The sequence below is a fragment of the Cupriavidus phytorum genome, assembly GCF_003254285.1.
Lineage (GTDB): Bacteria > Pseudomonadota > Gammaproteobacteria > Burkholderiales > Burkholderiaceae > Cupriavidus > Cupriavidus phytorum.
This window is the reverse complement of the sequence record NZ_QKZN01000001.1, coordinates 1,194,487-1,218,948: the sequence shown is the minus strand read 5'-3', so window position 1 is coordinate 1,218,948 and position 24,462 is coordinate 1,194,487. Positions and strand designations below refer to the sequence as shown.

Sequence of the window (24,462 nt, the reverse complement as noted above, 5' to 3'; positions counted from 1 at the left end):
AGTCCATCCAGGTCAGGACGAATGGCGGCGACGCAAATTTAGGGGGCGCCGACGGACTGGGAAACGGCCTAGCGCTAACGGCGCTTGTCCCTAGACGAAACATCCGCCGCGAAATTTAATTTCTCTCATATGCCGAAATGGTGCCATTAATTTCAATTTTGGTAACATCTGTGTTACGTTTTCCTTTATTGCGAATCATTCGCATTCGTATTAACGTACGACTCCGCACTGCAGCAATCCCAGGAGCCGCCCCATGCTTTCCCTGACCGAACCAGGCCTACACGCCGCTCCCATCCTGGCAGGCGATTCCCTGCTCGGGCTATTCGTAGCCAACCGGCGCGCCCTGGTCGGCGCCGCGGCGCGCATCGTGGGTACCCGCGACCAGGCCGAGGACGTGGTGCAGGACGCTTTCCTGCGCCTGCGCGGCATGGCCGACGAGCCGTCGATCCGCTGCCGGCTCAGCTACCTGTTCCAGGTGGTGCGCAACCTGGCCATCGATACCTACCGCCGCCAGACGCTCGAGCAGAAATGGATGGCGCCCGAAGACGAAGGCATCAACGCGCCGTCGCCGACCACCACGCCCGACATCATCGCGATGGACCGCCAGGCGCTGTGCGCGCTGGCCGGCGCGCTGGCGGAACTGCCCGAGCGCACCCAGCGCGCCTTCGAGATGTGCCGGCTGCAGGGGATGACGCAGAAGGAGATCGCGTCGGAGTTGGGGGTCTCGCCGACGCTGGTGAATTTCATGGTGCGCGACGCCTGTATCCATTGCCGCGCCAGGCTGACGCGGCAACAGGCGATCTGAACGCGCCGCGCCGGTCCTGCCGCTAGGCGGCCGCCGCGAAGCGCTCCGCCAGGAACGCCGCGCATGCCGCCCACGAACGCCGGTCGGCCGCGGCATCATAGACGATGCCGCGCTCGGGGAAGTTGGCGTCCTCGAACGTAAACGCATGCCGCGCATGGCCATAGGCGTGCAGTTGCCAGTCGGCGCCGGCCTGCGTCAGCTCCGTGGCGATGGCGAGCACGTCCGCAGGCGGCGCCACGGGATCTTCCCAGCCATGCAGCAGCAGCACGCCGGCGTCGATCGGGCCTTGAGGGCCGATGCGCGGGGGCTGCAGCACGCCGTGGAAGCTGGCCGCGGCCACCAGGCCGGGCGCGGCGGCGCGTGCCAGGTCCAGCGCGCACAGGCCGCCGAAGCAGTAACCCACCGCCGCCATGCGCTGCGGGTCCACGCCGGGCAAGCGCCTGGCCGCTTCAAACCCCGCCAGCAACCGCCGGCGCAGCAAGCGGCGGTCGGCCAGCAGCGGGTCCATCAGGTGCGCGTTGTCGCCCTGCTCGTCGCCGCGCACGCCCTTGCCGTACACGTCGGCGGCAAAGCAGGGATAGCCGAGTGCCGCGAAGCGGTCGGCGCAGCGGCGCATCGCCGCGTTCAGGCCGCTCCACTCATGGGCCAGCACCACGCACGGCGTGCGTGACGCTGCCATCGCGGCCGGCCTGGCGAGGTAGCCCTCGAAGACCGTGGTGCCATCCGTATAGGAGATAAAGCCGCGCTCCGGCGGCAGGCTTGCAGCGTTCATGGTTCCCTCCGTTCAGGCTGCCAGCATGCGGCCGCGCGGCAACGCTGTATTGAACGTTTGGGACGTGCCTGGCCCACTCACAGGTAGAACGCCGGCGCCCCGGTCGGGCGCTGCCCAAAGGACGCCGCCAGCGCCGACTGCCCGCTGCGCGCATACGCGCCCGGCGTCTGCGCCACGCTGCGGCGCCATGCGCGGATCTGGTGGGACTGGTCGCTGTAGCCGTGCAGCGCATCGCCCGCGCCGCTCTGCACCGCCTGGATGCTGTGCTGCAGGCGTTCCAGCTCCATCAGCTGCCTTGGGCCGAGCCCCAGCTGCTGCGCGAACCAGCGGTTCAGCTGGCGCCGGCTGACCGCCATCAGGCTGGCGACTTCCTGTACCTGCCGGCCCTGGCGCAACAGCGCGTGGGCCGCGCGCATCGGTTGCAGCGCCGCGGGCTCCCGCAGCGTCGCCAGCCGCTGCAGCAGCCACGCATCCAGCCGGGCAACGATGCGCGCCGGCGTCCAGGCGGCGCTCAGGTCAGCGCTGAGCGCGTGGCTGGCCCGGTCACCCAGGTACCCCGCGAGGTCCAGCAACTGGTCCCTGCAGTCGGGCCCGATGCCGGGAAACAGCCGCGCCAGCCCGGCGCCGCTCAGCATCGCCATGACGAAATACGTATCGGACCACGACTGCCAGCGCCGGCTGGCCGACTGGAAGCCCAGCAGCGACACCGTCGGCACGATGGGGCCGCCCACCATCGCGTTCGGGCGGCCGAAGTTGACCGACAGCACCGCGCCCGGGTACGGACAGGTGGTGATATCGCTGCCGGCGTAGGTGCCCTCCAGGTCCTGCACGAACCAGTAGCCGTCGACATAGGGCGTCAGGGATGGGCACGGGGCGAGGACCTGAAACATGACTGAGGGGCGCTGTGGCGCGCCGGGGTGGGCATGGGCATACCTTTATCACAGGCGCCACGCCTCCGGCGCAGAGCCGGCCCATAAAAAAAAACGGGCTTCCGAAGAAGCCCGCCCTTTCTGCCGCGATACGCCCTTATCTGGCGCCGCTGCGGTATTGCCCTCAGGCCGGTACCTGGGTTCCGGCTGCCGCGGTCTCCTTCGAGAACAGGCTCCGGGCGGTGGCGACGTGGCTCTTCAGCACCGGCCGCAGCACCATGATCGCCAGGAAGGCCGCGGTCAGGTCCATCGCGGCCACCGTGTAGAGCACGGTGGACCAGGTGCCGGTCGCTTCCATCATCAGGTTGCCGATCGGCACGAACAGTGCGCCGATACCCTTGGCGGTGTAGAGCACGCCGTAGATCTTGCCGATGTGCTTGGTGCCGAAGGCATCGCCGGCGAGCGCCGAGAACAGCGAGTAGACCTCACCCCAGGCCAGGAACACCACCCCGGACAGGATCAGGAACGCGTACGGGTTGCTGCCGAAGTAGCCCAGCGCGATGATGCCCAGCCCTTCCAGCGTGAAGGCGATCACCATGGTCTTTTCGCGGCCGATGTTGTCCGAGATCCAGCCGAACAGCGGACGCGAGATCCCGTTCATGATCCGGTCCAGCATCAGCGCCAGCGGCAGCGCGGCCATCACGAAGAAGTGCAGGTCGACCTTGAACTCCTTCACGCCGAGGTCCTTGGCGATCACGCCCAGCTGCGCCACGGCCATCATGCCGCCGGTGACGACCAGCACGAACATGACCAGCATCAGCCAGAACAGCTTGGTGCACAGCGCTTCCTTGAGCGTGTAGTCGCGCGTGGCCTGGACCAGCTTGGCCGACGCCTTGACTTCATGCGACTTGGGCGAACGCAGGAACCACGCCGCGACGAAGGCGAGCGAACCCTGCAGCAGGCCGAAGAACAGGAAGGTGTGCTGGAAGCCCTGCGACTCGATCATCGCCGCGATCGGCAGGATGGTCGCCGCCGAGCCCGCGCCGTAGCCGCCGGCAGTCAGGCCCACGGCCAGGCCGCGGCGGTCCGGGAACCACTTGAGGGCGTTATTGATACAAGTGGCGTAGATCGAGCCCACGCCCAGCCCGCCCACCGCCGCGCCGACGTAGAAGCCCATCAGCGTGGTCGCCTGCGAGTTGATGCACCAGGCCGCGCCGATGAACACCGCGCCGAACGCCACCATCATGCGTGGCCCGAACTTGTCGATAAAGTAGCCTTCGATCGGTGCCAGCCAGGTCTGCACCAGCACGAACACCGTAAACGCGACCTGGATGCTGGCGCGGGACCAGCCGTAGGTGTCCTGGATCTCCGGGACGAACAGGGTCCACGCGTACTGGATGTTGGCGGTGGCGATCATGCAGATCACCCCCACGATCAGCTGCATCCAGCGTGTGCCTTCGGGGACCTGGTGATTGACGCCCATCCCCATTGCCGATGGATTACTCATTGCGCGCTCCTTGAATAGATTGGCCATTAACTCGCGACAGGGCGGAGGAATATACGGTCGCGCTGCGCCTCAGCTTAGGGGTGGCTGCTGGCATTTCATGTCTCCTAATGTCATTGGCATTTGTTTGCCTCTTATCACGACGCGACCTGAGGTCTCCGCCCTCACCTCTCTCTCAAACTTAGGAGCGGCGATGGGATACACAGTATGTGATATATCAACGAAGTCAAGCGAAAGCCGGGGCAGGGTTTTCACTGAATTAATGCGGGCCATTGATTGACGACTTATATTCACGACAAAACCGCATCAGAAGCTGTATGCAAAACCTGGCAGCGGTGCCGGGCGGTGGCCGCAATCCCTTGACTGGCGCGGAAATCTGGCGCCCGCTCCGGCATCGATGAGTATTTCTTCTGAATCCACCCCGATCACAATGGCGCATTATCATTACAACATTGTCATGATGACAGCCGCGTCATGATGACAGAATTGTCATGATTATCCCCCACCGTCCGGGCAGATTCAGGCTAAATGCCTTCGATTAGGCTCGTGCCGGCATATAAAAAAAATGCCCGCAGGCGAACCTGGCGGGCTGAGGCATGATGCGTGACATCGGCCGCAACATGTAGTTGCAGTTATAGGCGATAAATGGAGCCGGTCAAATAGCGGAAATAGGTTTTACGCCGATTAATTGGCAAACTCAGAGAAAACCCTGAGCCGATCTTTCGGCGGTGCCGTCGATTATGTGGCAATGCGCCTCGATTATGACAAGGCTGTCATTTTGAGCGGCGTTTAAAAACCTCGGCGTCGGCGCGGCGCTGGCTGCCCATGTAGACGAAAACGTCATCGCCTGCGCCTGGAATAGACAAAACAGCAAGCGCAGTAGAGCGCCTCGTAAAGCCGTCCGCTGGCCGGCCGACTTGCCCCCATGGCGCGCCGGCCTCATAGATGAAATTGCCAGAAATCCGTCGTTGAGTAGATGTTTTGGTAAGTCCGGTAGAAGCTATGGTAAGCTCCGCGGGCATCAGCCCCTCGCTTCACCGACCTCCGCATGGCTCATGCACCACTAGGCTACGACGCCCTGATCCGCCAGTTCGGCCTGCGCGTGCCGCCGTTGCGCTGCACCTCCGCGCTTGGCGACAAGACCGGCGTGCTCAGCACCCATACCGGCCCGGACGGCACCACGCGCACGGTCTACCCCCGCAACCGCTACCGCGGCGGCGACACCACGGTGGACCACCTCACCTTTGCGCTGAAGAAAGAGCTGCTCGACCTGACCGTGCTGGCGGCGCTGTTCGAGCAGCCGCAGGCGGTGCAGGACGTGCGCGCCTGGCTGGCGGCCACGCCCACCTCGCGCTATGCCCGGCTGAGCGCCTTCTATGCCAAATGGCTGGCCGGGGCGCAGTTCGATTACAAGCTGCCGGCGGGAGCGCCGCGGGTGCTGGCGCTGGATGAGGCGGAATACGTGACCGGCCCGTCGACGCCGGACCTGCAGTTCGGCATCCAGAACAATCACCTCGGGCCGGCGGCATTCTGCCCGGTGGTGCGCCGTACCGAGAAGCTGGCGCGCTGGATCGCCGCCGACCTGCCCGGCCGGGTGGGCAATGCCATCCGGCGCCTTGAGCCGGAGTTGCTGGCGCGCGCGGTGGATTATCTCTACCTCGCCGAAACCCGCTCGACCTATTCGATCGAGCATGAGATTCCCGATAACCAGCGCGTCGCCAAGTTCCGGCGGCTGCTGGAGTATGCCGGCCAGCGCGTGCCGCTGACCGAAGCGCAGCTGTGCGAATGGCAGAACGAGATCATCTCGGGCCTGCGCGCCGAATACAGCTTCCGCGACCAGCAGAACTGGCTGTCGCGCGGCGGGCGGCTGCGCAATATCGCGGACTATATTCCGCCGCCACCGGCGCAGCTGGGCGCGATGATGGACGGCATTGCCGCGGTCGCGGGGCTGGTCGAGACCCACGCGGCAAACCCGATCGTGGTGGCGGCGTGCGTGTCGTTCGGCTTTGTCTTTGCGCACCCGTTCTATGACGGCAACGGCCGCCTGCATCGTTTCCTGATCCACCACCTGCTGCGCCAGGCCGGCGTCACGCCCGAGGGCGTGGTGCTGCCGGTGTCGGCGCGCATGCTCAAGCAGCTCGACGTCTACGCCGGCCTGCTCAAGGCCTATTCCGCGCCGCGTACCGCGCTGCTCAACTACGCGCTGGATGCGGACAGCGACACCATCCTGATCAAGTCGCCGCAGCCCTACTGGCTCTATGCCTCGTTCGACGCCACCGCGCTGTGCGAATTCGTGTTCGAGTGCATCGAGCAATGCGTCGAGCAGGACCTGGCGCAGGAGATCCAGTACCTGCGCGCCTACGACGCCAGCGTGACCCGGCTCGAAAGCTGGCTCGACCTGCGCCAGTCGCGGCTGTCGAACCTGATCGACCTGATCGTGCAGAACCACGGCGAGCTGTCGCGGCGCAAGCGCAAGCTGTTCGAGGACATCACCGACGGCGAGCTCGCGCGCATCGAAGCGGTGGTGCGCGACGAGTTCGCGGATTACCTGGAGCGCCACGCCAGCAACTGAAGCGCGGCGCCCCGCTGCCCTATCGCGTCACGTCTAGCTCCCAGCCAGGCTCCAGGTGGTCGGGGTTGTCGGCCAGCCGATAGCGCGGGTTCAGGTTGATCAGTTCGCGCAGCGCGAAGTTGGCCACCTGCTGGTCCGGCGTCATCGCCTGCGCCCGGGCCTCGGCCTTCTGGCCGTCGGACAGCAGCGTGTCGAGATGCGCGCCGGCGATGCCCCATAGCGTGGAACCGGCGACGTTGTCCGGACTGTATGGCTGCACGCGTACTGATCCGGATGCGGGGCGCTCCCTCGGGGTCTCCCTGGGTGGTTCTGCCGGGGTCTCTTTCGGTGGCTCCTTCGGTGGCTCCTTCGGCGGCGCCGGAGGCGTCGAGGGGCCGCCGCTGGGCGTCGGCGTCGGCGCCGGCCGCGGCGCGCCCTTGTCTTCGTCCTTGAGCAGCTCCACCAGGATCTTGGCGCCGAAGTTGACGATCACGCCGCCGCCCAGCAGCAACAGCCCCTTGGGCATGGCCCGGCCGAAGAAATCCCATTTCTGCGCCAGCCATGGCGTGACCGGCTTGTCCACGGCGTCGGGATCGGCGGCCCTGGCCAGCCGGTTTTTCTCGGCATTGATCAGCTTCTGCTCGTTGCGCGACTGCAGGTGCGCGCCGATGCCGAACACTGCCAGGCTGCCCGCCTCGATCGCGCCGACCACGCCGCCGGTGTGCATCATGTCGGCCACGGCCAGCGGCACCGCGCCGACCGAATACGCGTTCATCACGAACTTGCGCAGCCGCGCGCCCAGCAGCGCGGGTTGCGCCAGCCCGGTGTGATAACCCGCGCGGGCGGCAAAGTTGACCGTGCTCAGCACCGAATTGGCGGCCAGGAACACCGCGCTGCTGTAGGTCAGCGGCTCGCCGATCTGGGTCACGCCGTGCTCGCCGAACCACAGCATGGTGTTGCCGTTGTTGATCGCCAGCGTGGTCAGCTGCAGCGCGTCGTTGACCTGCCCGGCGCGCGTATTGGGCGTCAGCATCGAGGCGCCGATGGTGCCGATCACCGCCTGCGCCTCGCGGATCTTGTCCGCGGCCTCGGGCAAGTCCTTCTTGTCGGCATCGTGGGCGTAGGCGTCGAGCTGGTCCAGCGCCCTGGCAAACTTCTGCTGGTTCGCTTCGTTGATGCCCCACACCGCGGTGCCGGGCTTCTCGGTCAGCGCGCGCCGCAGCCAGGCGATATCGGCGGGCGAGTGCGTGCCGGCGCGCCGGATCACTTTGTTGGCATGCACGGTGCGCCCCATCGCCACGCTGCCGCGGTAGATGAAGCAGCCGGCGCTGGTCAGCACCAGGTTGGCACCGGTCTGCGCCGAGATCGCCGCGGCGCCGGAGGCGGCGGCGAAGGTGCCGGCCGCCGACACCGCCAGCGCGGTGCGCACCTTCCACGGCCGCGGGCCATTGCTGCCGGGCGGCGGTGCGTTGCCGGCCGGGCCATGCGAGATGGTGGCGCGCACCACTGCGCCCTCCCCGCCCTCGCCGCCCTGGGTGCCGTCGCTCCCCCTGGCGCGCGCTGCCTGCTGCATCGCGTCCAGCATGCGATACACCGCGCTCCCTTGCGACGCATCCGAGCCGGTCTCGACATGGGTCAGGTCGGCCACCTTGACCGTGCCGTCCGGGAACAGCGCGAACTCCACGTCGCCCAGGTGCAGGCTGCGCGTCTTCATGGTGTCGGCCAGCGCGGCGATATCGCGCGCCGAGCGATCGTTGAGCAGCGCGGCAGGTTCGGGCCGCAACTGGCCGGCGGAATCGAACAGGTCCTTGGTGCTGGCCGCGTAGCGTTCGTAGCCGATGGCCGGGCGCCCGAACGCCTCGAACGACGCCGGCCCGAAGCTGCGCACGGTATCGAGCCCGTGCGTGCCGGCGGCCTCGGCCATGGCGGCGCGCTCGCCGTGCACCATGTCGCCCAGCCAGGCCTCGTTGGCAATGCCGACCGCCAGGTCCTTGCCGAGCGCGAACACGGTCTTGGCGCCGCCGCTGCCCAGCCGGGGCCCCAGGTAGGTCTCCAGCCGCACCCGTTCGCGGGTGCCGTCGGGCCGGCGCAGGAACACGTTGCCATGGTGGTCAATCTTGAAGCTGTGGCCGGCGTAAGGGTCGGGCTGCGGCGACAGGCGGCGCCAGCGGCCCGGCTGCGCCAGCTCGATCTGGCTCCTGGCCGGATCCTGCGCGTAGGCGCCGCGGCGCAGCGCGAACTCCGGCACCAGCACCTCGGTGCCCATCACGTCGGCCACCTGCTGCGCCAGCATGCGCCCCTGCGGCGCATGCGCGCCGTCCAGCGCCAGCACGATGGGCTGGCCGGGCTCCCAGTCGTGCGCCAGCTGGAGGGCGAGCTCGTGGGCGCCGATGCCCTCGCCCCCCTCGCCACGCAGGCCGCCTTCAGGGCGCACGGCCCCGACCACCACCAGGTGATCCCCGGGCGCGTTGACGCGCACCGCCGGCTCGCCCAGCGCCAGTTCGGCCCAGCGGTCCGGCGCCTGGCGCCAGCTGGCCGGCACCGGATCGCCCGCGGCGCGCGCGCCATGCTGTTGCACCGGCTTGCCGCCGCGCGTGACCGCCACCACCGGCAGCGCCGGCATGGCGCCGTGGAAGCGGCCGCCGTCCTGCACATGCACCGGCGCGCCGGAAGCGGCCATGGCGGCGGGATCGGCGGCCACGCGCAGGCGCGCGCCATGGGCCAGGTCGCTACCCGGCGCGCGGAACGCATCCACGTCGAGCCGCCCGTCGGCGCCGTAGACGCGCGCGTTCAGCCCGGTGGCCAGTTGCTGCACCAGCGACACTGCGCCGTCCTGCCCGTAGCAGCCGTACAGCACCACCGGCATGCCGTCCTGGTAGTCCGGGTGCGCGCGGATGCGGTCGATCACCGCCGGCGCATCGAGCAACGGCTGCGCGCCATCGTCGCGGCCGCCCGCGCGCATCGCGATGCCGCCGAACAGGCCCTCGGCGCGCACCGTGAAATGCCCGGGAACCTGCGGCACCGACACCGCCACCGCCTCGTCGCCAAAGGTCTTCTGCCCGGCCTGCTGCGCCAGGTCCAGGTCCGCCCGCCCGCGCGGAAACTGCTCCAGCTGGGCCAGCACGTCGATGCGTCGGCCGTCCTGCTGGCGCACCAGCGGCAGCCCGGCACGGAAGTCATCGGGCAGCGCGGCGCGGATCTCGCCGTGGTAGTCCGGATTGAGCGCAAAGCCATCCGCGTGCGGCTTGTGCCCGCGCAGCGACAGCGGCACGGTGCCGATCACGCTGCGCGCATCGACCGTACCGTGCCGCGCCGCCTCGCGCTGCGACACGATGGCGATGCGGAAGTTGCCGCCCGCCTGCAGCGCCGGGCCGAGGTCGCGCATGGCCTGCTGCAGCGACAGGAACGACGCTTCGGGCAGCCCCGCGCGCAGCGGCATCGACAGCCCATCGCCATGGGTCACCACGTAGTGCACGCCGGCCAGGCGCCCGCCGGAGCCGTGGATGCCGTCGACCGTGGCCTCGATCGCGGCGCGGCTCGGCGCGCCGTCGCGCACCGACCAGCTGCCGTCGCGAATCTGCGGCCGCGCCGCGGGCATCGCCGCCGGCTGGCTGCCCGCGTCGTCGGCGCGGCTTGCGGCAGCGGCCTTGCGCGGCAGCTGCCCGCCGTGCGCGACCACCGCTTCGGCGGCGTCGGCCAGCGGCGTGCGCGCCAGCGCCGGCCCGCCCGGCAGCGGTGCGCGCGCGGCACCCGGCCCGCGTGGCTCGCCGCCGGCGGCGGCGCGTCCGTACAGCGTGATCACCGCCTGGTGCACCTCGGTCGAAAAGCCATCCACCGTTGCCACCCGCTCGCGCGAGACGCCGTCGACGGCGCCGGCATCGGCCGCGGCCTGCAGCACGCGGCCCAGTTCCTCGGGGCTCTGGAAGCGTTCCGGCATATTGCCCCGGCGCAGCAGCAGCGCCGACACCGCGTACGCGCCCCAGTTCGACACGCTGGCGGTGACCACATGGTCCACCGGCACCACCGCGGCGATATCGCTGCCGTCGAGCGCGCGCGGGATCAGCCCGCCGACGCCGCCCATGCCGGCCTCGTTGCCGCCGTCACCGACGCCCAGGGTCTCGATGCCGTCGATGGCATTGGCTTCCAGCACGATCTGGTCCAGCGCCGGGTTGAAGTCGTCGATGCCGATGCCGCGCATATTGTGCTTGGTGCCGCGCGCGCTGCGCGACGGCAGCTCGATCGCCATCACCCGGTCGGGGCCGACCTCGCGCAGCAGCGCGCGCGCCGGTTCGGCGGCGCGGTCCACCGGGGCATCGAACACGCGGATATTGTCGAGCGGCTCGCCCATTTCGCGCAGGATGCCTTCCAGGATCGGCCGGTTGGCCGAATCCACCACGTAGGTCACCTGCTTGCCGCGCAGCCGCAGCGCGCGGCCCAGTTCCGCGGTGCCCGGGGGGCCGTCGGTTTCCGGCATGTCCTTGGCCACCGAGAAGCCGGTCACCAGCATCACGTTGCTGGCGTCTTCCAGCGACGCCGCCGCGCGCTCGGCGCCGCCCGGCATGTAGAACTCGCGCAGGCCGCGGCCGATGTAGTTGAAGCTGATGCGGTCGACCGGCGAGAGGTGGCGCCCGCCGTCGACCAGCGCCAGCGCCGGCGACACGTCGGCGGCCTCGCCGAAGGCGGTCTTGAACACACGGATGTCTGGGCGCCGGCCCATCGCGTGCGCCAGGCCGGACACCCGCGACGGCTGGCCGGTGGTGAAGACGATGGTCGGCAGGGTCTTGTCGTCGGGCACCGCCGACGGGTCCAGCGGCTCCTCCAGCAGCGCGCTGCGGTCGATCAGGCCCTGGTCGACCAGCATCTCCACGCCCTTGCGAGCCTGGTACTGCATCGGGTCGATCAGCGTGACGTCGCTGCGGCCGATGGCATCGAGCTGCTGGCGCACCAGCGTCTCCAGCGCGGGATAGTGGGTGCAGCAAAACCACAACGAGGTGGCGTCGGCCGGGATCTGCTCGGCATTGATGTACTTGGCCACCAGCCCCTTGAGCTGCTCCAGCTGCGCGCCGTCGGCCAGGTGCATCAGGTTGTTGACCGCATCGGCCCACTCGGTCGCGCCGATCTCCTTGACCGTGACGCTGCCGCCGCTGGCCTCGGCCACCGCTTCCAGGTAGGCGTGCAGCTTGACCGTGCCGGGCGTGGCCACCACCACCGGGCGCGCGCCGCCCTCGGTGACGATCTTCGGCGCGGTCTGCATGATCAGGTTGACCACCTTGGCCTGGTGGGTGCCGGCCAGCGCTTCCGGAAACGCCGTGCACGCCGTGTTGCATGCGAACAGGTCGACCGCCCCCTTGGCCTTCTGCGCCGCGACCACGCCGGCATGGACCAGGTTGACCAGGTCGCCGCGCTCGCGCCCGCCGTAGGTGCCGGCGGCATGGTCGGTAAAGGCCACCACCTGCACCGCCTTGCCGGTCATGGCATAGGTGTGGCGCGCGATGTTCTGCGCGGCCAGCAGGCCGCCGTTGCTGGAATCGAAGGCGGTGATGACGATCGCATCGTCCTGCACGCGGATGCCGAAGTCGGCCGGGTCGATGCCGTCGGGCAGGAAGCGCCGCTGGATGCCTTCGAACAGCTGCGCCATGTCCAGGCCCGCGGGCAGGCGCTCGGCCGCCTTCTGCAGCAGCTCGTAGACGCCCTTCTGCACGGTCTTGTCGTAGCCGCGCACGCTGGTGGCGCCGACCTCCAGCGTGACGCCGTCGCGCGCCTTGTGGCGCGCCATGGTGTCGAGCAGCGCGCCCACGGTCTCCACGCTCGGCATGCCGCGGTCGTGGCCCAGCGCGCGCTGCACGCCGAAGCCGATCGCCTGCGCCGCCAGGTTGGAGTTCATGCCAGTCACCAGGTGGTCGGCGCCGACGTCGGACCAGCTGTCGGCCAGCTGCTCGGTCACCGCCATGTCGCGCAGCAGGCGGTCGCGCGCGGCGCGCATGCCGGCCTCGTTGCCGTGGTCGCCGACGGCGATGGTGACCATGTCGGCGATGTCGTTGGCGTCGATCAGCAACTGGTCGAGCATGGCGTTGCCGCGTACCCGCTCGCCGTTCTGCAGCCGGTATTCGTTGTTGGTGTTGCGCCCGGCCACTTCCACCGCCACCACCGCCTGCGGCTTGTGCATCGCCAGCAGCGCGCGCGACTGGCGCCCGGCGCTGGCGAAGTCGCGGGCCGAGAAGGTCTCGACGCGCGCATTGGGCTGGTTCAGGTCCTGGCGCAGCATCTGGCGCAGCGTACGCGCGTGTGCGCGGTCGGTGACATAGACCACATCCTTGCCCAGCGAGGCCAGGTAGGCGCCCAGCGAGGCGGCCCCGACCGGGCCGTTGGTCTCGGCGCGGCCGTGCGCGGTCAGCGGGCCGGTGACGATCATCACCGAGTCCAGGTCGGCCAGCGCGCGCGCGGCCATCTCGGCGCCGTAGGGCACGCCGATGTTCTCCATGCTGCCGTCGATCCACAGCACGTTGTCCAGCGGCGAGATCGCGTTCTGCCGCAGCGACATGCGCGCGGGGGCATCCGGACCGTCGGCATGCGCGGCCAGCGCGGGGCCGTGGCTGACCGTGCGGCGTTGCACGCCGGCGTCGCCCTCGGCCACCGGGTGCCGCGGGGCGCGCGCCAGCGCCGGCGTGGCGCTGGTGGTGCGGCGGCGCGAGGCCGGCACGGGGGCGTCGGTGCGGCCGCTGCCGCTGCGCTCGCCCGACGGATTGCGCGCGGCGGACTCCGTCACGTAGCGCGCCATGGCGCGGCTCATGGCGCGGTCCATCATGCCGTGGATCACCCGTTCCTGCAGCATCGCGCCGCGCGTGACCGCCATGTCGAAGGCCGCGGCGGTGCCGAGCCTGGCCGATTGCCAGGGCGTGAGGCGGTGCGGGGTGCGCAGGTCCCGGGCCGGAGCCGTGCCGCCGTCGCTCGCCGGCCTGGCGCCGCTGCTGCGCTCCGGTGTCGCGGGCCTGGCCGCGCCCGGGCCGGGTTCGGCGTCGGCCTGCTTGCCGGAGCGGCCGGAGTGGCCGTCGGCATCGGTGCGCGCGAGCGGCTGGCCCTCGGCGTCGCGCCCGGCCGTGCCGCGGCGCGTGGTGGGGCGCGTCGCGGCTGGCACGCCACTGCCGTCGCGGAACTCCCCCAGCGCTTCCGGCGCCACGCCACGCGCCGGTCCGCCGATGCCGGCCGGATCGCCCGCGCCGACGCCGCGCCCGCGCATCGCCTGGTAGCCGTCGCGCACCGACTCGCCGATGCGCTTCTGGATCGCCATCGGCAGCATCTGCGTGGCGCCCATCAGCAGCATGGCGCCGTTCTGCAGTTTCTCCGACACGCTCATCTCACCGCCATGCTCGGCGAACATGGCGGCCTGCTGCAGGGTCTGCACCCCGCCGATACCAAAGCCCACGCCATTGAGCACGCGGCTGGCGCTGCCGTAGTGGCCGGCGCTTTGGGTCAGCATGCCGCCCGCCATCTGGCGCAGCGGGTTGGTGCTGCCGGCCAGCCGGGTGCCCGCGTTCATCGCCAGCGCGCCGGTCTTGGCCAGGCCCATGCCGCCCATGCCCGCCAGCGAGCCGGCCACGTTCAGCCACTGCGCCATCGCTTCCTGGCTGGCAAAGGGATTGACCGAACGGCCATGGTCCGAAATATTGTCCAGCGCGGCCCACGAGGTGCCGACGCCGTACCCCATGCTGCCCACCATGCCCACCCACGCCGCGGCCACCAGCGGCGTCAGCGTGCCGCCCGAGGCCACCGCCAGCACGCCGCCGGCGACCGCGCCGACCGCGGCTACGCCCAGGTTGACCCAGCCCCACACCTTCTCGCTGGTGGTGACGATATGGGCGTCCATCGCGGCGTAGTCGACATGGCCGTCGCGGCCCAGGTCCAGGTTTTCGGCGAAGTAGACCGTGCCCTTGTCGGAGAGCAGGTTGTTCTCCTGGAAATCGCGCTTCGCGTCCAGTTCCTCCTTGCCGTAGACCGAGCCCTGGTCGTCCACCCACAGGGTCTTGCCGTCCTTGCCCTCGAACTCGAACACCGCGGTCTGGTAGGGCACCCCGCCGGGACCGGCCACGTACATCGGGATCGCCTTGACCGTGGTGCCGGCCTTGGCGTCGGCGGCGATCTGTTCGCGGATCGCGTTGGCGTCGCCCTGCGGCGCGCCGAGGGCGATGGCCTCGGACAGCCCCTTCTCGTCCGAGGCCTTCGCGCTGAGTTCTTCCTTGCGCATCGCCAGGCTGTCGAAGGTCTGCCGCAGGATCTCGTCCTTGTCGAGCTCGAAGCGCTGGTTGGCTTCCTTCGCCTCGTCGGTGCCGGCGTAGTCCTCGCTGCCGCGCTGCACCGCATTGCGCAGGTAGACGTCGGACATCACCGGCGCGTCCTTGCTCGACTTCAGCGACTGCTCGAACGCCGCCGACAGCCCGATGTGGCCCTTGGCGGCCGCGTCCTGGGCGCCGCCGTAGATGCGTCCCTGGCGCGACGAGCCGCCCTGGTTCATCATCATCAGCATGCTGACCTCGTTGTCGCGATCGGTCAGCCAGCTGGCCGTGCTGGACGCGGCCGGGGCCGTGCCGGGCTTGGCCTGCGGGTTGCGCGCGTAATAGCCGGCATCGGCCGCATCGACCACCGCCGACAGGCCATGGTAGAAGTCGTCCCAGTCGTTGTACCCCGGCGACTGGCTGTTGTTGCGTCCGGTCCAGTCGTTGCTGTACTCGGTCTTCACCGTATCCAGCAGCGTGCCGGCATCTTCCTCGATCAGGTGTGGCGCCACTTCCTGCAGGTACACGCCCACCTTGTCGGCATACATCTTCTCCTGGCCGATGATGGGCCGGCCCTCGTCGTCGTGGGTCTTGTTTTTCAGATCCTGGTCCATCGACGCTTCGATCTGCGCCTTGAACAGGTCGCCGCTGAAGCGATCGTCGTGCACGTCGACGTAGAGCTGGCGCTCCTCGGGCGTCTGCGCGGCATCGGCGCCGGCCTTGCGGATCTGCAGCGCGCCGGTGACGTCGCCGCTGTCCAGCTTCTGCGCGATGCCGCGGGTCATGGCATCCACCCGCAGCGGCACCGAGCCTTCCATGAAGCCGAGCATCCGGTTCAGGCCGCTGGCGGCCTGGTCGCGTTCCGCCTGGCTGAGTTTGGGGTCCTCGCTGCGCGCCTTGAGCTGCTCGACGGTGTAGCCGAGCAGGCCTTTCTCGGCGACGCCCTTGTCGTAGGCGATCCGGGCCGGATCGGTCGCGGACAGGTCCGCGGCCGGCACCAGGCCGTCCGCGCCCAGCGCCTTGAACATGACGTAGCCGGCCGGGTTGTGTTCCATCAGCGCGCGCTCGGCTTGCGGCAGGTCGCGCGGCGTGGTGGAGTTGGGATCAGTCTTGGCCTCGGGATCCAGCGTCAGCCCCTGCGCCTGCGCCATTGCCAGCGTGGTCGGGTCGTTCTGCGCCAGCTTGCGCTCGAAGTCGGTCGACGCAGTCAGGTGCTCCATCTCGCCGGCGATGCGCCCGCGCAGGTCGACCCGGTCGATCAGCTGGCCCATGCCGCCCTCGGTGCCGTAGCGCGCCTTCAGGTCCTGCACCGCCTGCTGGCGATAGCTGTCCGGCACCTTGACGCCCTGGCCCGACGCCAGCGCCTGCAGCTGCGCATCGGCGTCGCCGACCTTGCCGTTGGCCAGGGTCAGGTCGTACGAGCGGTCCGCCATCGAGAGGGTGCGGTCGTGCGGATCGTTGCGCACGTCCTTCAGCGCCTGGTCGGCATGCTGCTTGTAGGCGTTCGCCGCGACCGTGTCGATCTCTTTCTGCATGGCGTCGAGGAAGGTCTCCTCGGCCTTTACCCGTTCCTGCTGTGCCTGCTCATGGGCGTCGCGCGCGGCGACCAGTTCGTCGTCGGCCTCGAGCTCGAAGCGCCGGATGCCGCCGGGAATCTTCAGGTAGGCGGCCTGTTCCTGGTCGACCCTGGCGGCGGCCTGCTGCTCATTTTCCTGCGCCAGCACCACGTTGAAGCGCGCGCCCTGGGTGTCGCGCGCCTGCTGCGTGCTCTCGGTCTTCAGGAATTGCGTCTTGGTCTCTTCGATATTCAGCGCGACATTGGGGTCGTCATAGCGCTTGCGGATCTCCTCGGCCTTGGCCTCGACCGCCGCCTTGACATCCCCGCCGGTGGCCGCGGCGTTGTTGGCGGCCACGCGCAGCTCGTTCTGCGCGCCACCCATCACGTTGCCGTACTTCAGGCCCAGCGGCTGCCACTGCTTGTCGCTCATGGCGCGGCCGTCGAGATCGGCCACGACCTTGTCATAGGCGTCCTGCGCTTGCTGCTGCCAGCCATCGGTCAGCGCCTTCGCATCGTTTTCCTTCTTCTTGCGCGCTTCCTCGGCGGGATCGGTCTTGGGTTTCTCGGGCGGGGGCGCATCGACCTGCATGGCCTTGGGCGACTGCGCGCCGGTGGCATTGGCGGTGTAGAGCGCCGGCGTCACCACCACCGCCTGCGGCTTGTCGGGCTGGTCCGCGGGTCTGCCCTGCTGATTTTGTTGGGTTTGTTGCGACTGTTGCGACTGTTGCGCCTGCTGCGTGTTCTGGGTGTCCTGCTGGCGCTGGGTCTCGCGCGCCTCGGCCGCGCGCTGGGCGCGTTCGGCAGCTTCGCGGGCGGCCCGTTCGGCGGCCTCGCGCGCGGCTTCGGCGGCGGCGCGGGCCGCGGCCTCGGCGGCCGCGCGCGCGGCAGCCCGGATGGCATCCATGAAATCCAGCATGACGCAAGTCTCCTGGCGACGCCGGCGCGTGCCGGCAGGTCAGACGGTTGCCGATGCCCGGGCACGCGGCCGGGGCCGCGCGCCAGCAGCGGGCAAGCCGCGGGCATCATGCGCGCCGATTCTGCGCGCGTCGGCGGCGCAGGCCAACTATGGGAATTCGTAGGCCCTGCGCAGGCAGGTTGGTTACAGGCGGTTGTTGTCGAGGTCGGTCACCAGCATGCAGCCGGGCGCATGGGTGATGCAGATCTCGGGCCGCGCCTCGCGGATCACCGCCTGGGGCGTGACGCCGCAGGCCCAGAACACCGGGATTTCATCGGCGTCGAGCGGCACCGCGTCGCCGTAGTCGGGCGCTTCGATATCCTCGATGCCGATCAGCCGCGGGTCGCCGATATGCACCGGCGCGCCGTGCACGTCGGGATAGCGCGCGGTGATCTCGGTGGCCAGGATCGCATCGGCGGCCTTGAGCGGGCGCATCGACACCACCAGCTTGCCCGACAGCCGGCCGGCCGGACGGGTCTCGATCGCGGTGCGGTACATGGCGACGTTGCGGCCCAGGTTGATGTGCTTGAGCGGCACGTTGGCCGCCAGCAGCGCCTGCTCGAACGAGAACGAGCAGCCGATGGCAAAGGCGACGAAGTCGTCGCGCCACAGCTCGGTGATGCCGGTGGTCTCGTGGTAGGCGTTGCCGTCGCGGTAGACCCGGTACATCGGCACGTCGGTGCGGATGTCGACGTCGCGCCCGAGGTTGCGGAACACCGGGTCGCCCGGGTCGGTCACGTCGATCAGCGGGCAGGCCTTGCGGTTGAGCGCGCAGAACTGCAGGAAGTCATAGGCCCAGTCGCGCGTCAAGATCACGATATTGGCCTGCACGTGGCCGCGCGCCAGGCCGCTGGTATGGCCGCGGTAGCGGCCAGCGCGGATCAGCTGGCGCAGTGCGGCGGGGTCTTCGGGCAGGAGCGAGGCGGCGTGCTGGAGCGGCTGGTTCATGGTCGGCAGGCGGGCGCCGGGCGGCGCGCAAAGTCGGGTTGACCTGCCGATTCTGGGCGCCGGCCGGCGCCGGCGTCCAACAAATCTTTCGGATCGAGCGCGATAAAGGAATCCGATGACTACGAGCCCGCGGGGGGCGCCGCCGATGCCGCCGCGGGCGCCTGCACCGGCACCGCCATGTCCTCGCCGACCTCGGCGCAGAACTCCGCCACCACACTGGTGGCCAGCCCGACGATCGACTCGTTGACCTCCAGCCCCGCGCCAATGCGCCACGAGGCGACGATATCGAGCGCGGGCGGATGGTTCTCCACGTCGACCACCGACAGCGTACCGTCGGCCAGCTCCTTGCGCACCAGTGCCGGCGGCACCGCGCCGATGCCGAAGCCGTCGCCGATCAGCCGCGTCATCGCCGCCACCGAGTTCACGCAGTTGATGCGCGGCGACGCCACCCCGTTCAGGTGGAACAGGCTCAGGATGTCCTGGTGCGGGCGCGAGTTCTTGACGAAGGTGATGACGCGCTCGGCGGCCAGTTCGTCGAGCGAGGCATAGGGCCGGTCACAGGCGGAGCCGGTGGCGACGATCCAGCGGATCGGGTAGCGCGCCAGTTCGACATTGCGCACCGTTTCCAGCCGCAGCAGGTCGGTCTGGAAGATCACGTCGAGATAGCCCTTCTGCAGCTGGTCGCACAGGTTCAGCGCGGCATCGGCGGTCAGTTCGATCTCCAGCGCCGGATAGGCCTGCATCGCGCGCTTGACCACGGTGGAGAGCCAGGTATGGATCACCGAGTCCATCGCGCCGATGCGCACGCGCCCCGCAATGGCGCGCGAGCGGTCCAGCGACTGCCGCATATGGTGCATGGTGTTCACCATCTTCTCGGCGTACTCCAGCACGCGCTGGCCCTCCGGCGTCAGCGTCACGCCGCGCGAATCGCGCAGGAACAGCTTGACCCCCAGGTCTTCCTCCAGCACCGCGATACGGCTGGAGATCGAGGCCTGCGTGCTGAACAGCTTCTCCGCGGTCAGCCGGAAGCTGCGCAGGCGGGCCACCCAGACAAAGGTTTCTAGAAAGCGCAGGTTCATGGGCGATGGGTATGGGCTGCCGCTCCGGCGTCAGCGTGTCGAAGCCAAAGAATCTACGCGATGACACGGTGGCAAACAAGCGTTTGACAGCGGCGCTCGGGAGCGTGCCATGCTGCCGCGCAGCATGGCCGGCGCGCCGCGCTCACGCTCCCAGCTGCGACGGCTGCGACGGCGTCGGCGGCTGGCGCGGCGGGATCAGTGCCGGGCCGCGCGCGGCCTCCTCTTCGGCCTCATGCTGCGCCGCTTCGGCCTGCGCCTTCATGCGCTGCAGCGCGGCCAGCATGTCGTCGCCCAGCGCCGCCGGATACTCGGCGTGCGCGCCGTCGGGCACGGCCGACGGGTCCAGCCACATCTGCCAGGTCACGCGCGTGGTGCCCACGCCCTGCCCCGGCGCGGCCTGCAGCCGACCGCGCGTATGGCTGGAGAGCTTGCGGTAGCTGTAGGAGAATGGCCCCCTGTCGGTCAGCACGTCGACCGCCGGCAGCCCGCCGGCCTTGTGGGCCATGCGGCGTACCGTGCCCGGGCTGCCGCTGCCCAGCACCACGCGGCAGTCCTTGTAGACGGTGTCCCAGTCCGGCACCGCGCAGTAGCCGCCGGCCAGGTCCCACACCCGCGCCGGATCGGCCAGCACCTCGACCGAGCGCTCCACGGGGATCAGCTGCGCGTGCGCCGGCGCCTGCCACGCCAGCAGCAGCGCCGGCACGGCGAGCCGGAGCGTGGACAGGTTCAGGCAGACAAGGCTAGGCATCGGCAAGGCGGCACGCGCACGGTGAGGGCAATGGGTGCAAGCCTAGCCGAGCGCGGCGGCGTGTGCCATTACCGAAGGCTCGTAGCGCCCGGGGCTTGCAACACCCCGGCCTACGGGTTTCCGTAGGCCCGTGGCCAACCCGCATGCGCTGGCGCGCCGTATGCTTATGCCCTCGCGGGTGCGGGCCCGCGCGCGCCGCCGCGGCATCGGGGAAAACCCGCGGGCCGTGGCGATGGCACCACGGGCTGGAACGGCGCCAGCCGCGCATTGACGGGCTTTCAGCACAGGAATCAATTTTTCTTATCGGCCGCCGCCCGAAAAACTAGTTGGACGCGGGCTGCCGTGCCTTTCAAGAATGCAGTCAGCGGGCGCACCGCAGGAGGCGCTGCAACCGCGTACCGCCGCGCCGACAGTCGCCAACGAAACGCGCCAGCGGTAGCCGGCAACGCATGCCGGGACCACAAGGCAAGCGCCGCGCACCACGCGCGCTGCCAGGCCGAGCCAGACATCGCACGAGAGGAATGCATGGAAACGCAGATCGGCAGTATCCAGAGCCCCCAGCCATCATCGCCCGCCAACGCCGAGGCAGCACCGTCGCGCGGCTTCTTTTCCTGGTACCGCGACATCACCGCCAATGAGCGCCGCACCTTCTGGAGCTGCAAGGTCGGCTACGCGCTCGACGCGATGGACACGCAGTTCCTGAGCTTCGTCATCCCCACGCTGATCGCCACCTGGGGCATCAGCCGCGCCGACGCGGGCTTTATCGGCACCGCCACGCTGCTGACCTCCGCCGCGGGCGGCTGGGTCGCCGGCATCCTGTCCGACCGCATCGGCCGGGTGCGCACGCTGCAGCTGACCATCCTGTGGTTTGCCTTCTTCACCTTCCTGTGCGGGCTGGCGCAGAACTATGAACAGCTGCTGGTGGCGCGCGCGCTGATGGGCTTCGGCTTTGGCGGCGAATGGACCGCCGGCGCGGTGCTGATCGGCGAAGCCATCCGCGCGCAGGACCGCGGCAAGGCGGTGGGCATGGTGCAGGCCGGCTGGGCCGTGGGCTGGGGGCTGGCGGCGCTGCTCTATGCGCTGGTGTTCTCGCTGCTGCCGGCCGAGACCGCATGGCGCGTGCTGTTCCTGATCGGGCTGCTGCCGGCGGTATTCGTGATCGTGCTGCGCCGCCTGGTCAAGGAGCCGGAGGTCTATACCGAGCACAAAGCGCGCGAGGCCCAAGCCAGCGAGAAAACTTCGTTCGCCGCGATCTTCTCGCCGCGCCTGCTCAGCATCACGCTGCGCGCGGCGCTGCTGACCACCGGCGCGCAGGGCGGCTACTACGCCATCACCACCTGGCTGCCGACCTTCCTCAAGACCGAGCGCGGGCTGACCGTGCTGGGCACCGGCGGCTACCTGGCGATGGTGATCGTCGGTTCCTATATCGGCTATGTCACCAGCGCCTACCTGACCGACCGCATCGGCCGCAAGCGCAACTTCATCCTGTTCGCGCTGGGCTCGATGACGATCGCGCTGGCCTACACGCACATCCCCGTCAACGACACCGTGATGCTGCTGCTGGGCTTTCCGCTGGGCTTCTTTGCCTCGGGCATCTTCGCCGGCATGGGCGCGTTCCTGACCGAGCTGTTCCCGACCAGCGTGCGCGGCTCCGGCCAGGGCTTCTGCTACAACGTGGGCCGTGCCATCGGCGCGTTCTTCCCGTTCCTGATCGGCCATGTCAGCCAGCAGATGTCGCTGGGCCACGCCATCGGCATCTTCGCCGCGGCCGCGTATGGCGTGCTGATCCTGGCCGCGCTGACGCTGCCGGAAACGCGCGGCAAGGCACTGGAAGCGTAGGGCACAACATGACACCCGCGGCCAGGCGCCGCGGCGTGCGCACAGCACAATAACAATCACGGCAGCCCCACGCGGGGCCTGCCCAGTTTTCTTCCGACGGGAATCGGGTCAGCAGTATGTCGGGCTTGCCAGCTCGACGGCAAGGCAGCGCAGCAGCGATACGCGCTGGCGATGGCCAGGCTCCGTGCAGCATCCGGCGGACCGCCACGACCGGCACGACGCGCCGCGCCCCGCAGTGCCGCCGCGCAGGCCAGCCCCATTTGCGCGCGTGGACCGGCTCACAAGGCCGTGGTCGCACGCCAAGACTCGTTGTCGGAGGCCTACATGATCAAAGATGTGGAAGTCGTGCCGTACCGTGACGCGGGGGCGTCCGGGCATGGCACCGCAGCAACCACCGCACGCCCCACGGCCCGCCCGGCCACCACGCCTGGCAGCGCCCCGGCACTGGTGGCCAACAACGGCATCAAGGTATTCGGCGAGCGCCACCTGGTGCCGGTCAGGCAGCGCGTGCGCCACGGCGCCACCCCCGGCCTGGTGACCGCGCTGCAAGCCGAGCCGACTCACGAAGGCCGCAGCGCCGTGATGCAGTCCGCCATCCGCGCGATCGGCTTCGACTGGCTGGGCTACGCCACCGCCGCGCATGTCGGCGGCCAGCTGCAGCCGCGCACCTTCTTTGAAAGCTATTCGCCGCCGGGCTGGCGCGAGCGCTATTTCCGCGAGCGCTACTACGAGATCGATCCGCGCACCCCGCAGCCGGGCACCTTCTGCCTGCCCACCGTGTGGGATGCCGATGACCTGGCGCAGACGCCGCTGGGCAACGTGCCACCGCTGCGCCGCCGCCGCTTCCTGGAAGACCTGCGCGACGCCGGCGTGCGCAGCGGCATCTTCCTGAACCTGCCGATGCCGGGCAACAGCGAGTTCGTGCTGATCAGCTTTATGTCGGGCATCGAAAGCCGGCGCTGGATCGGCGATTCCGTGGTGGGCCAGGCGCTGGCGATGGGACTGGCGCTGCATGAGTTCCTGACCTGCCACGTCGAGATCCCCGCCTTTGCCGGCCGCCATCGCGAGGGCCTGTCGGACGTGCAGCGCGATATCCTCGCCTGCCTGGCGCAGGGCCTGTCGGACAAGGAGATCGCGCGGCGCATGGACATGTCGATCTTCAACGTCGACTACCACATGCGCCGGCTGCGCAGCCACTTCGGCGTGCGCAACCGCGTGCAGTTGGCCAGCGCGGCGACATTGCTGCGGCCGCCGGGGGCACCGCTGTCGGTGGACAGGGGGAAGGATGCAGCGGGGGTGATTGCGGCCTAGTTTGATGGGGTTGGGATTTGCCTCAGACCTTCAGACTCCCGCTTGTGTACTCCCTCTCCCGCTTGCGGGAGAGGGTTGGGGAGAGGGCCGGAGCCTCAACGAAGTGAGGCCATCAATATTGCCAGCGCCCGCCCTCTCCCCCGACCCCTCTCCCGCAAGCGGGAGAGGGGAGAAAACCCCGCAGCGTGGACGCTTTTGTCCACCTCACTCTCCTTTCGCCCACCGCATCAACTCCGCCACCCGCTCGAACAAGGTCCGGTCGATATACCGGTCCAGCGGCACGTTCAGGTACAGCCGCTGCGCCAGGTCCGAATCGAAGGCCGACGGCACCAGGTAGTCCGCCGCGGCCTGGCGGATGCGTGCCGCCACCTGGCCGCTGCCCTTGGCCACCACCCGCGGCAGCGTGCCGGGGCCGTCGTAGCGCAGCGCCACCGCGTACTGGGTGGAATAGACCACCGCGGTCGACACCCGCACCCGCTCGCTGACGCCGAAGAACGCGGCCTCGAAGAAAGCGGCGCGGCGGCGCCCGGCCATGATCGGATCGCCCTGGGTCTCCTTGTATTCGCGGCGATACTCGTCGACGCTCATGCGCTGGCGCTTCATGAACTGGTAGCGCTCGTGCACGTAGTCCACCACCGCCATCACCAGGTAGATCACCGCCGCCCAGCAGCACATGCGCAGGATGATGTAGGCGACCAGCAGCAGGATTTCCGCCGGGCGCGCGTAGCCGGTGCGCACACCGTCCTCGATCGCGCCCAGCGCGAGCACGTAGACCAGCCCGGCCAGCAGCAGGATCTTGACCAGGATCTTGGCCAGGTTCACCAGGTTGCGCACGGCGAACATGCGCTTCAGGCCCTCGGCCGGGTTCAGCCGCGCCAGGTCTGGCTTGATCTGCTCGAACGCCACCAGCGGCCCCACCTGCAGGAACGCGCCGACAATGCCGCATACCAGCGCCAGGCCGACGATCGGCAGCACGCCCATCAGCAGGAAGCGCGCCGCGGCCTCGCCCAGCACCAGCATCTGCTGGTCGGCCAGGTGCTGCGGCACGCTGCCCATGGCGCTGTGCCACAAGGCCTGGAACAGCCGCACGAAATAGCGGCCCAGCAGCCACAAGCCGGCCAGCACGCCGAGGAATACCACCGCCGAGGTGACGTCGCTGCTGCGCGGCACCTCGCCGCGCTTGCGCGCATCGTCCAGCTTGCGCCGGGTGGCCTCGAGGTTCTTTTCGCTGTCGCTCATTTGGCGTCGATATG

Annotated in this window: 12 protein-coding genes; 4 read left to right on the top strand and 8 right to left on the bottom strand. The window is 69.3% G+C overall.

Going from position 1 to position 24,462, the window contains the following annotated elements; all coding sequences use genetic code 11:
- Positions 1–253 precede the first annotated feature (253 nt).
- A complete protein-coding gene (locus C7416_RS05235) occupies positions 254–805 on the top strand; it encodes an RNA polymerase factor sigma-70 (protein ID WP_111517426.1) in 552 nt (183 codons plus the stop codon).
- A 22-nt stretch (positions 806–827) separates the two neighbouring features.
- On the opposite strand, the gene C7416_RS05230 is transcribed toward C7416_RS05235, so the two are convergent.
- The 3 genes from C7416_RS05230 to oxlT all read right to left on the bottom strand — a co-directional run bounded on the left by C7416_RS05230 (position 828) and on the right by oxlT (position 3,953).
- Positions 828–1,577 (bottom strand): dienelactone hydrolase family protein, encoded by a 750-nt coding sequence (locus C7416_RS05230; protein ID WP_111517425.1) that lies wholly within the window; start codon positions 1,575–1,577, stop codon positions 828–830.
- Positions 1,578–1,654: 77 nt separating this feature from the next.
- On the bottom strand, positions 1,655–2,467 hold the full coding sequence (locus C7416_RS05225; RefSeq protein ID WP_111517424.1) for a helix-turn-helix domain-containing protein: 813 nt from the start codon (positions 2,465–2,467) through the stop codon (positions 1,655–1,657).
- Between the two features lie 163 nt (positions 2,468–2,630).
- Positions 2,631–3,953 (bottom strand): oxalate/formate MFS antiporter, encoded by a 1,323-nt coding sequence (gene oxlT / locus C7416_RS05220; protein WP_111517423.1) that lies wholly within the window; start codon positions 3,951–3,953, stop codon positions 2,631–2,633.
- A gap of 1,045 nt (positions 3,954–4,998) precedes the next feature.
- On the opposite strand from oxlT, the gene C7416_RS05215 reads away from it, so the two are divergent.
- Entirely contained in the window at positions 4,999–6,522 is a 1,524-nt protein-coding gene (locus tag C7416_RS05215; RefSeq protein ID WP_111517422.1) for a Fic family protein, read from the top strand.
- A 19-nt stretch (positions 6,523–6,541) separates the two neighbouring features.
- Here C7416_RS05215 and C7416_RS05210 read toward each other — a convergent pair whose 3' ends face one another.
- The 4 genes from C7416_RS05210 to C7416_RS05195 all read right to left on the bottom strand — a co-directional run bounded on the left by C7416_RS05210 (position 6,542) and on the right by C7416_RS05195 (position 20,059).
- Positions 6,542–17,245, bottom strand: coding sequence for an LWXIA domain-containing protein (locus C7416_RS05210; RefSeq protein ID WP_111517421.1), 10,704 nt, complete (start codon positions 17,243–17,245; stop codon positions 6,542–6,544).
- Between the two features lie 183 nt (positions 17,246–17,428).
- Positions 17,429–18,232 (bottom strand): putative hydro-lyase, encoded by an 804-nt coding sequence (locus C7416_RS05205; RefSeq protein WP_111517420.1) that lies wholly within the window; start codon positions 18,230–18,232, stop codon positions 17,429–17,431.
- Between the two features lie 119 nt (positions 18,233–18,351).
- Positions 18,352–19,311, bottom strand: a complete 960-nt coding sequence (locus C7416_RS05200; protein ID WP_111517419.1) for a LysR family transcriptional regulator — start codon at positions 19,309–19,311, stop codon at positions 18,352–18,354.
- 142 nt (positions 19,312–19,453) lie between these two features.
- Positions 19,454–20,059: an SRPBCC family protein gene (locus tag C7416_RS05195; protein WP_111517418.1), complete on the bottom strand. Its 606-nt coding sequence runs from the start codon at positions 20,057–20,059 to the stop codon at positions 19,454–19,456.
- A 525-nt stretch (positions 20,060–20,584) separates the two neighbouring features.
- On the opposite strand from C7416_RS05195, the gene C7416_RS05190 reads away from it, so the two are divergent.
- Positions 20,585–21,898 carry an MFS transporter gene (locus tag C7416_RS05190; protein ID WP_111517417.1) on the top strand — a complete coding sequence of 438 codons (1,314 nt, stop codon included), beginning with the start codon at positions 20,585–20,587 and terminating at the stop codon, positions 21,896–21,898.
- 324 nt (positions 21,899–22,222) lie between these two features.
- Positions 22,223–23,209 (top strand): helix-turn-helix transcriptional regulator, encoded by a 987-nt coding sequence (locus C7416_RS05185; protein ID WP_111517416.1) that lies wholly within the window; start codon positions 22,223–22,225, stop codon positions 23,207–23,209.
- 204 nt (positions 23,210–23,413) lie between these two features.
- Here C7416_RS05185 and C7416_RS05180 read toward each other — a convergent pair whose 3' ends face one another.
- Positions 23,414–24,448, bottom strand: a complete 1,035-nt coding sequence (locus C7416_RS05180; RefSeq protein ID WP_111517415.1) for an EscU/YscU/HrcU family type III secretion system export apparatus switch protein — start codon at positions 24,446–24,448, stop codon at positions 23,414–23,416.
- Between the last annotated feature and the right edge of the window lie 14 nt (positions 24,449–24,462).

Bases quoted from the DNA above. Each gene is read 5' to 3' on its own strand.
- C7416_RS05190 (WP_111517417.1), top strand. From the start codon at position 20,585: ATGGAAACGCAGATCGGCAGTATCCAGAGCCCCCAGCCATCATCGCCC.
- C7416_RS05210 (WP_111517421.1), bottom strand. From the start codon at position 17,245: ATGCTGGATTTCATGGATGCCATCCGGGCTGCCGCGCGCGCGGCCGCC.
- C7416_RS05180 (WP_111517415.1), bottom strand. From the start codon at position 24,448: ATGAGCGACAGCGAAAAGAACCTCGAGGCCACCCGGCGCAAGCTGGAC.
- C7416_RS05230 (WP_111517425.1), bottom strand. From the start codon at position 1,577: ATGAACGCTGCAAGCCTGCCGCCGGAGCGCGGCTTTATCTCCTATACG.
- C7416_RS05225 (WP_111517424.1), bottom strand. From the start codon at position 2,467: ATGTTTCAGGTCCTCGCCCCGTGCCCATCCCTGACGCCCTATGTCGAC.
- C7416_RS05185 (WP_111517416.1), top strand. From the start codon at position 22,223: ATGATCAAAGATGTGGAAGTCGTGCCGTACCGTGACGCGGGGGCGTCC.
- oxlT (WP_111517423.1), bottom strand. From the start codon at position 3,953: ATGAGTAATCCATCGGCAATGGGGATGGGCGTCAATCACCAGGTCCCC.
- C7416_RS05205 (WP_111517420.1), bottom strand. From the start codon at position 18,232: ATGAACCAGCCGCTCCAGCACGCCGCCTCGCTCCTGCCCGAAGACCCC.
- C7416_RS05215 (WP_111517422.1), top strand. From the start codon at position 4,999: ATGGCTCATGCACCACTAGGCTACGACGCCCTGATCCGCCAGTTCGGC.
- C7416_RS05235 (WP_111517426.1), top strand. From the start codon at position 254: ATGCTTTCCCTGACCGAACCAGGCCTACACGCCGCTCCCATCCTGGCA.
- C7416_RS05200 (WP_111517419.1), bottom strand. From the start codon at position 19,311: ATGAACCTGCGCTTTCTAGAAACCTTTGTCTGGGTGGCCCGCCTGCGC.
- C7416_RS05195 (WP_111517418.1), bottom strand. From the start codon at position 20,059: ATGCCTAGCCTTGTCTGCCTGAACCTGTCCACGCTCCGGCTCGCCGTG.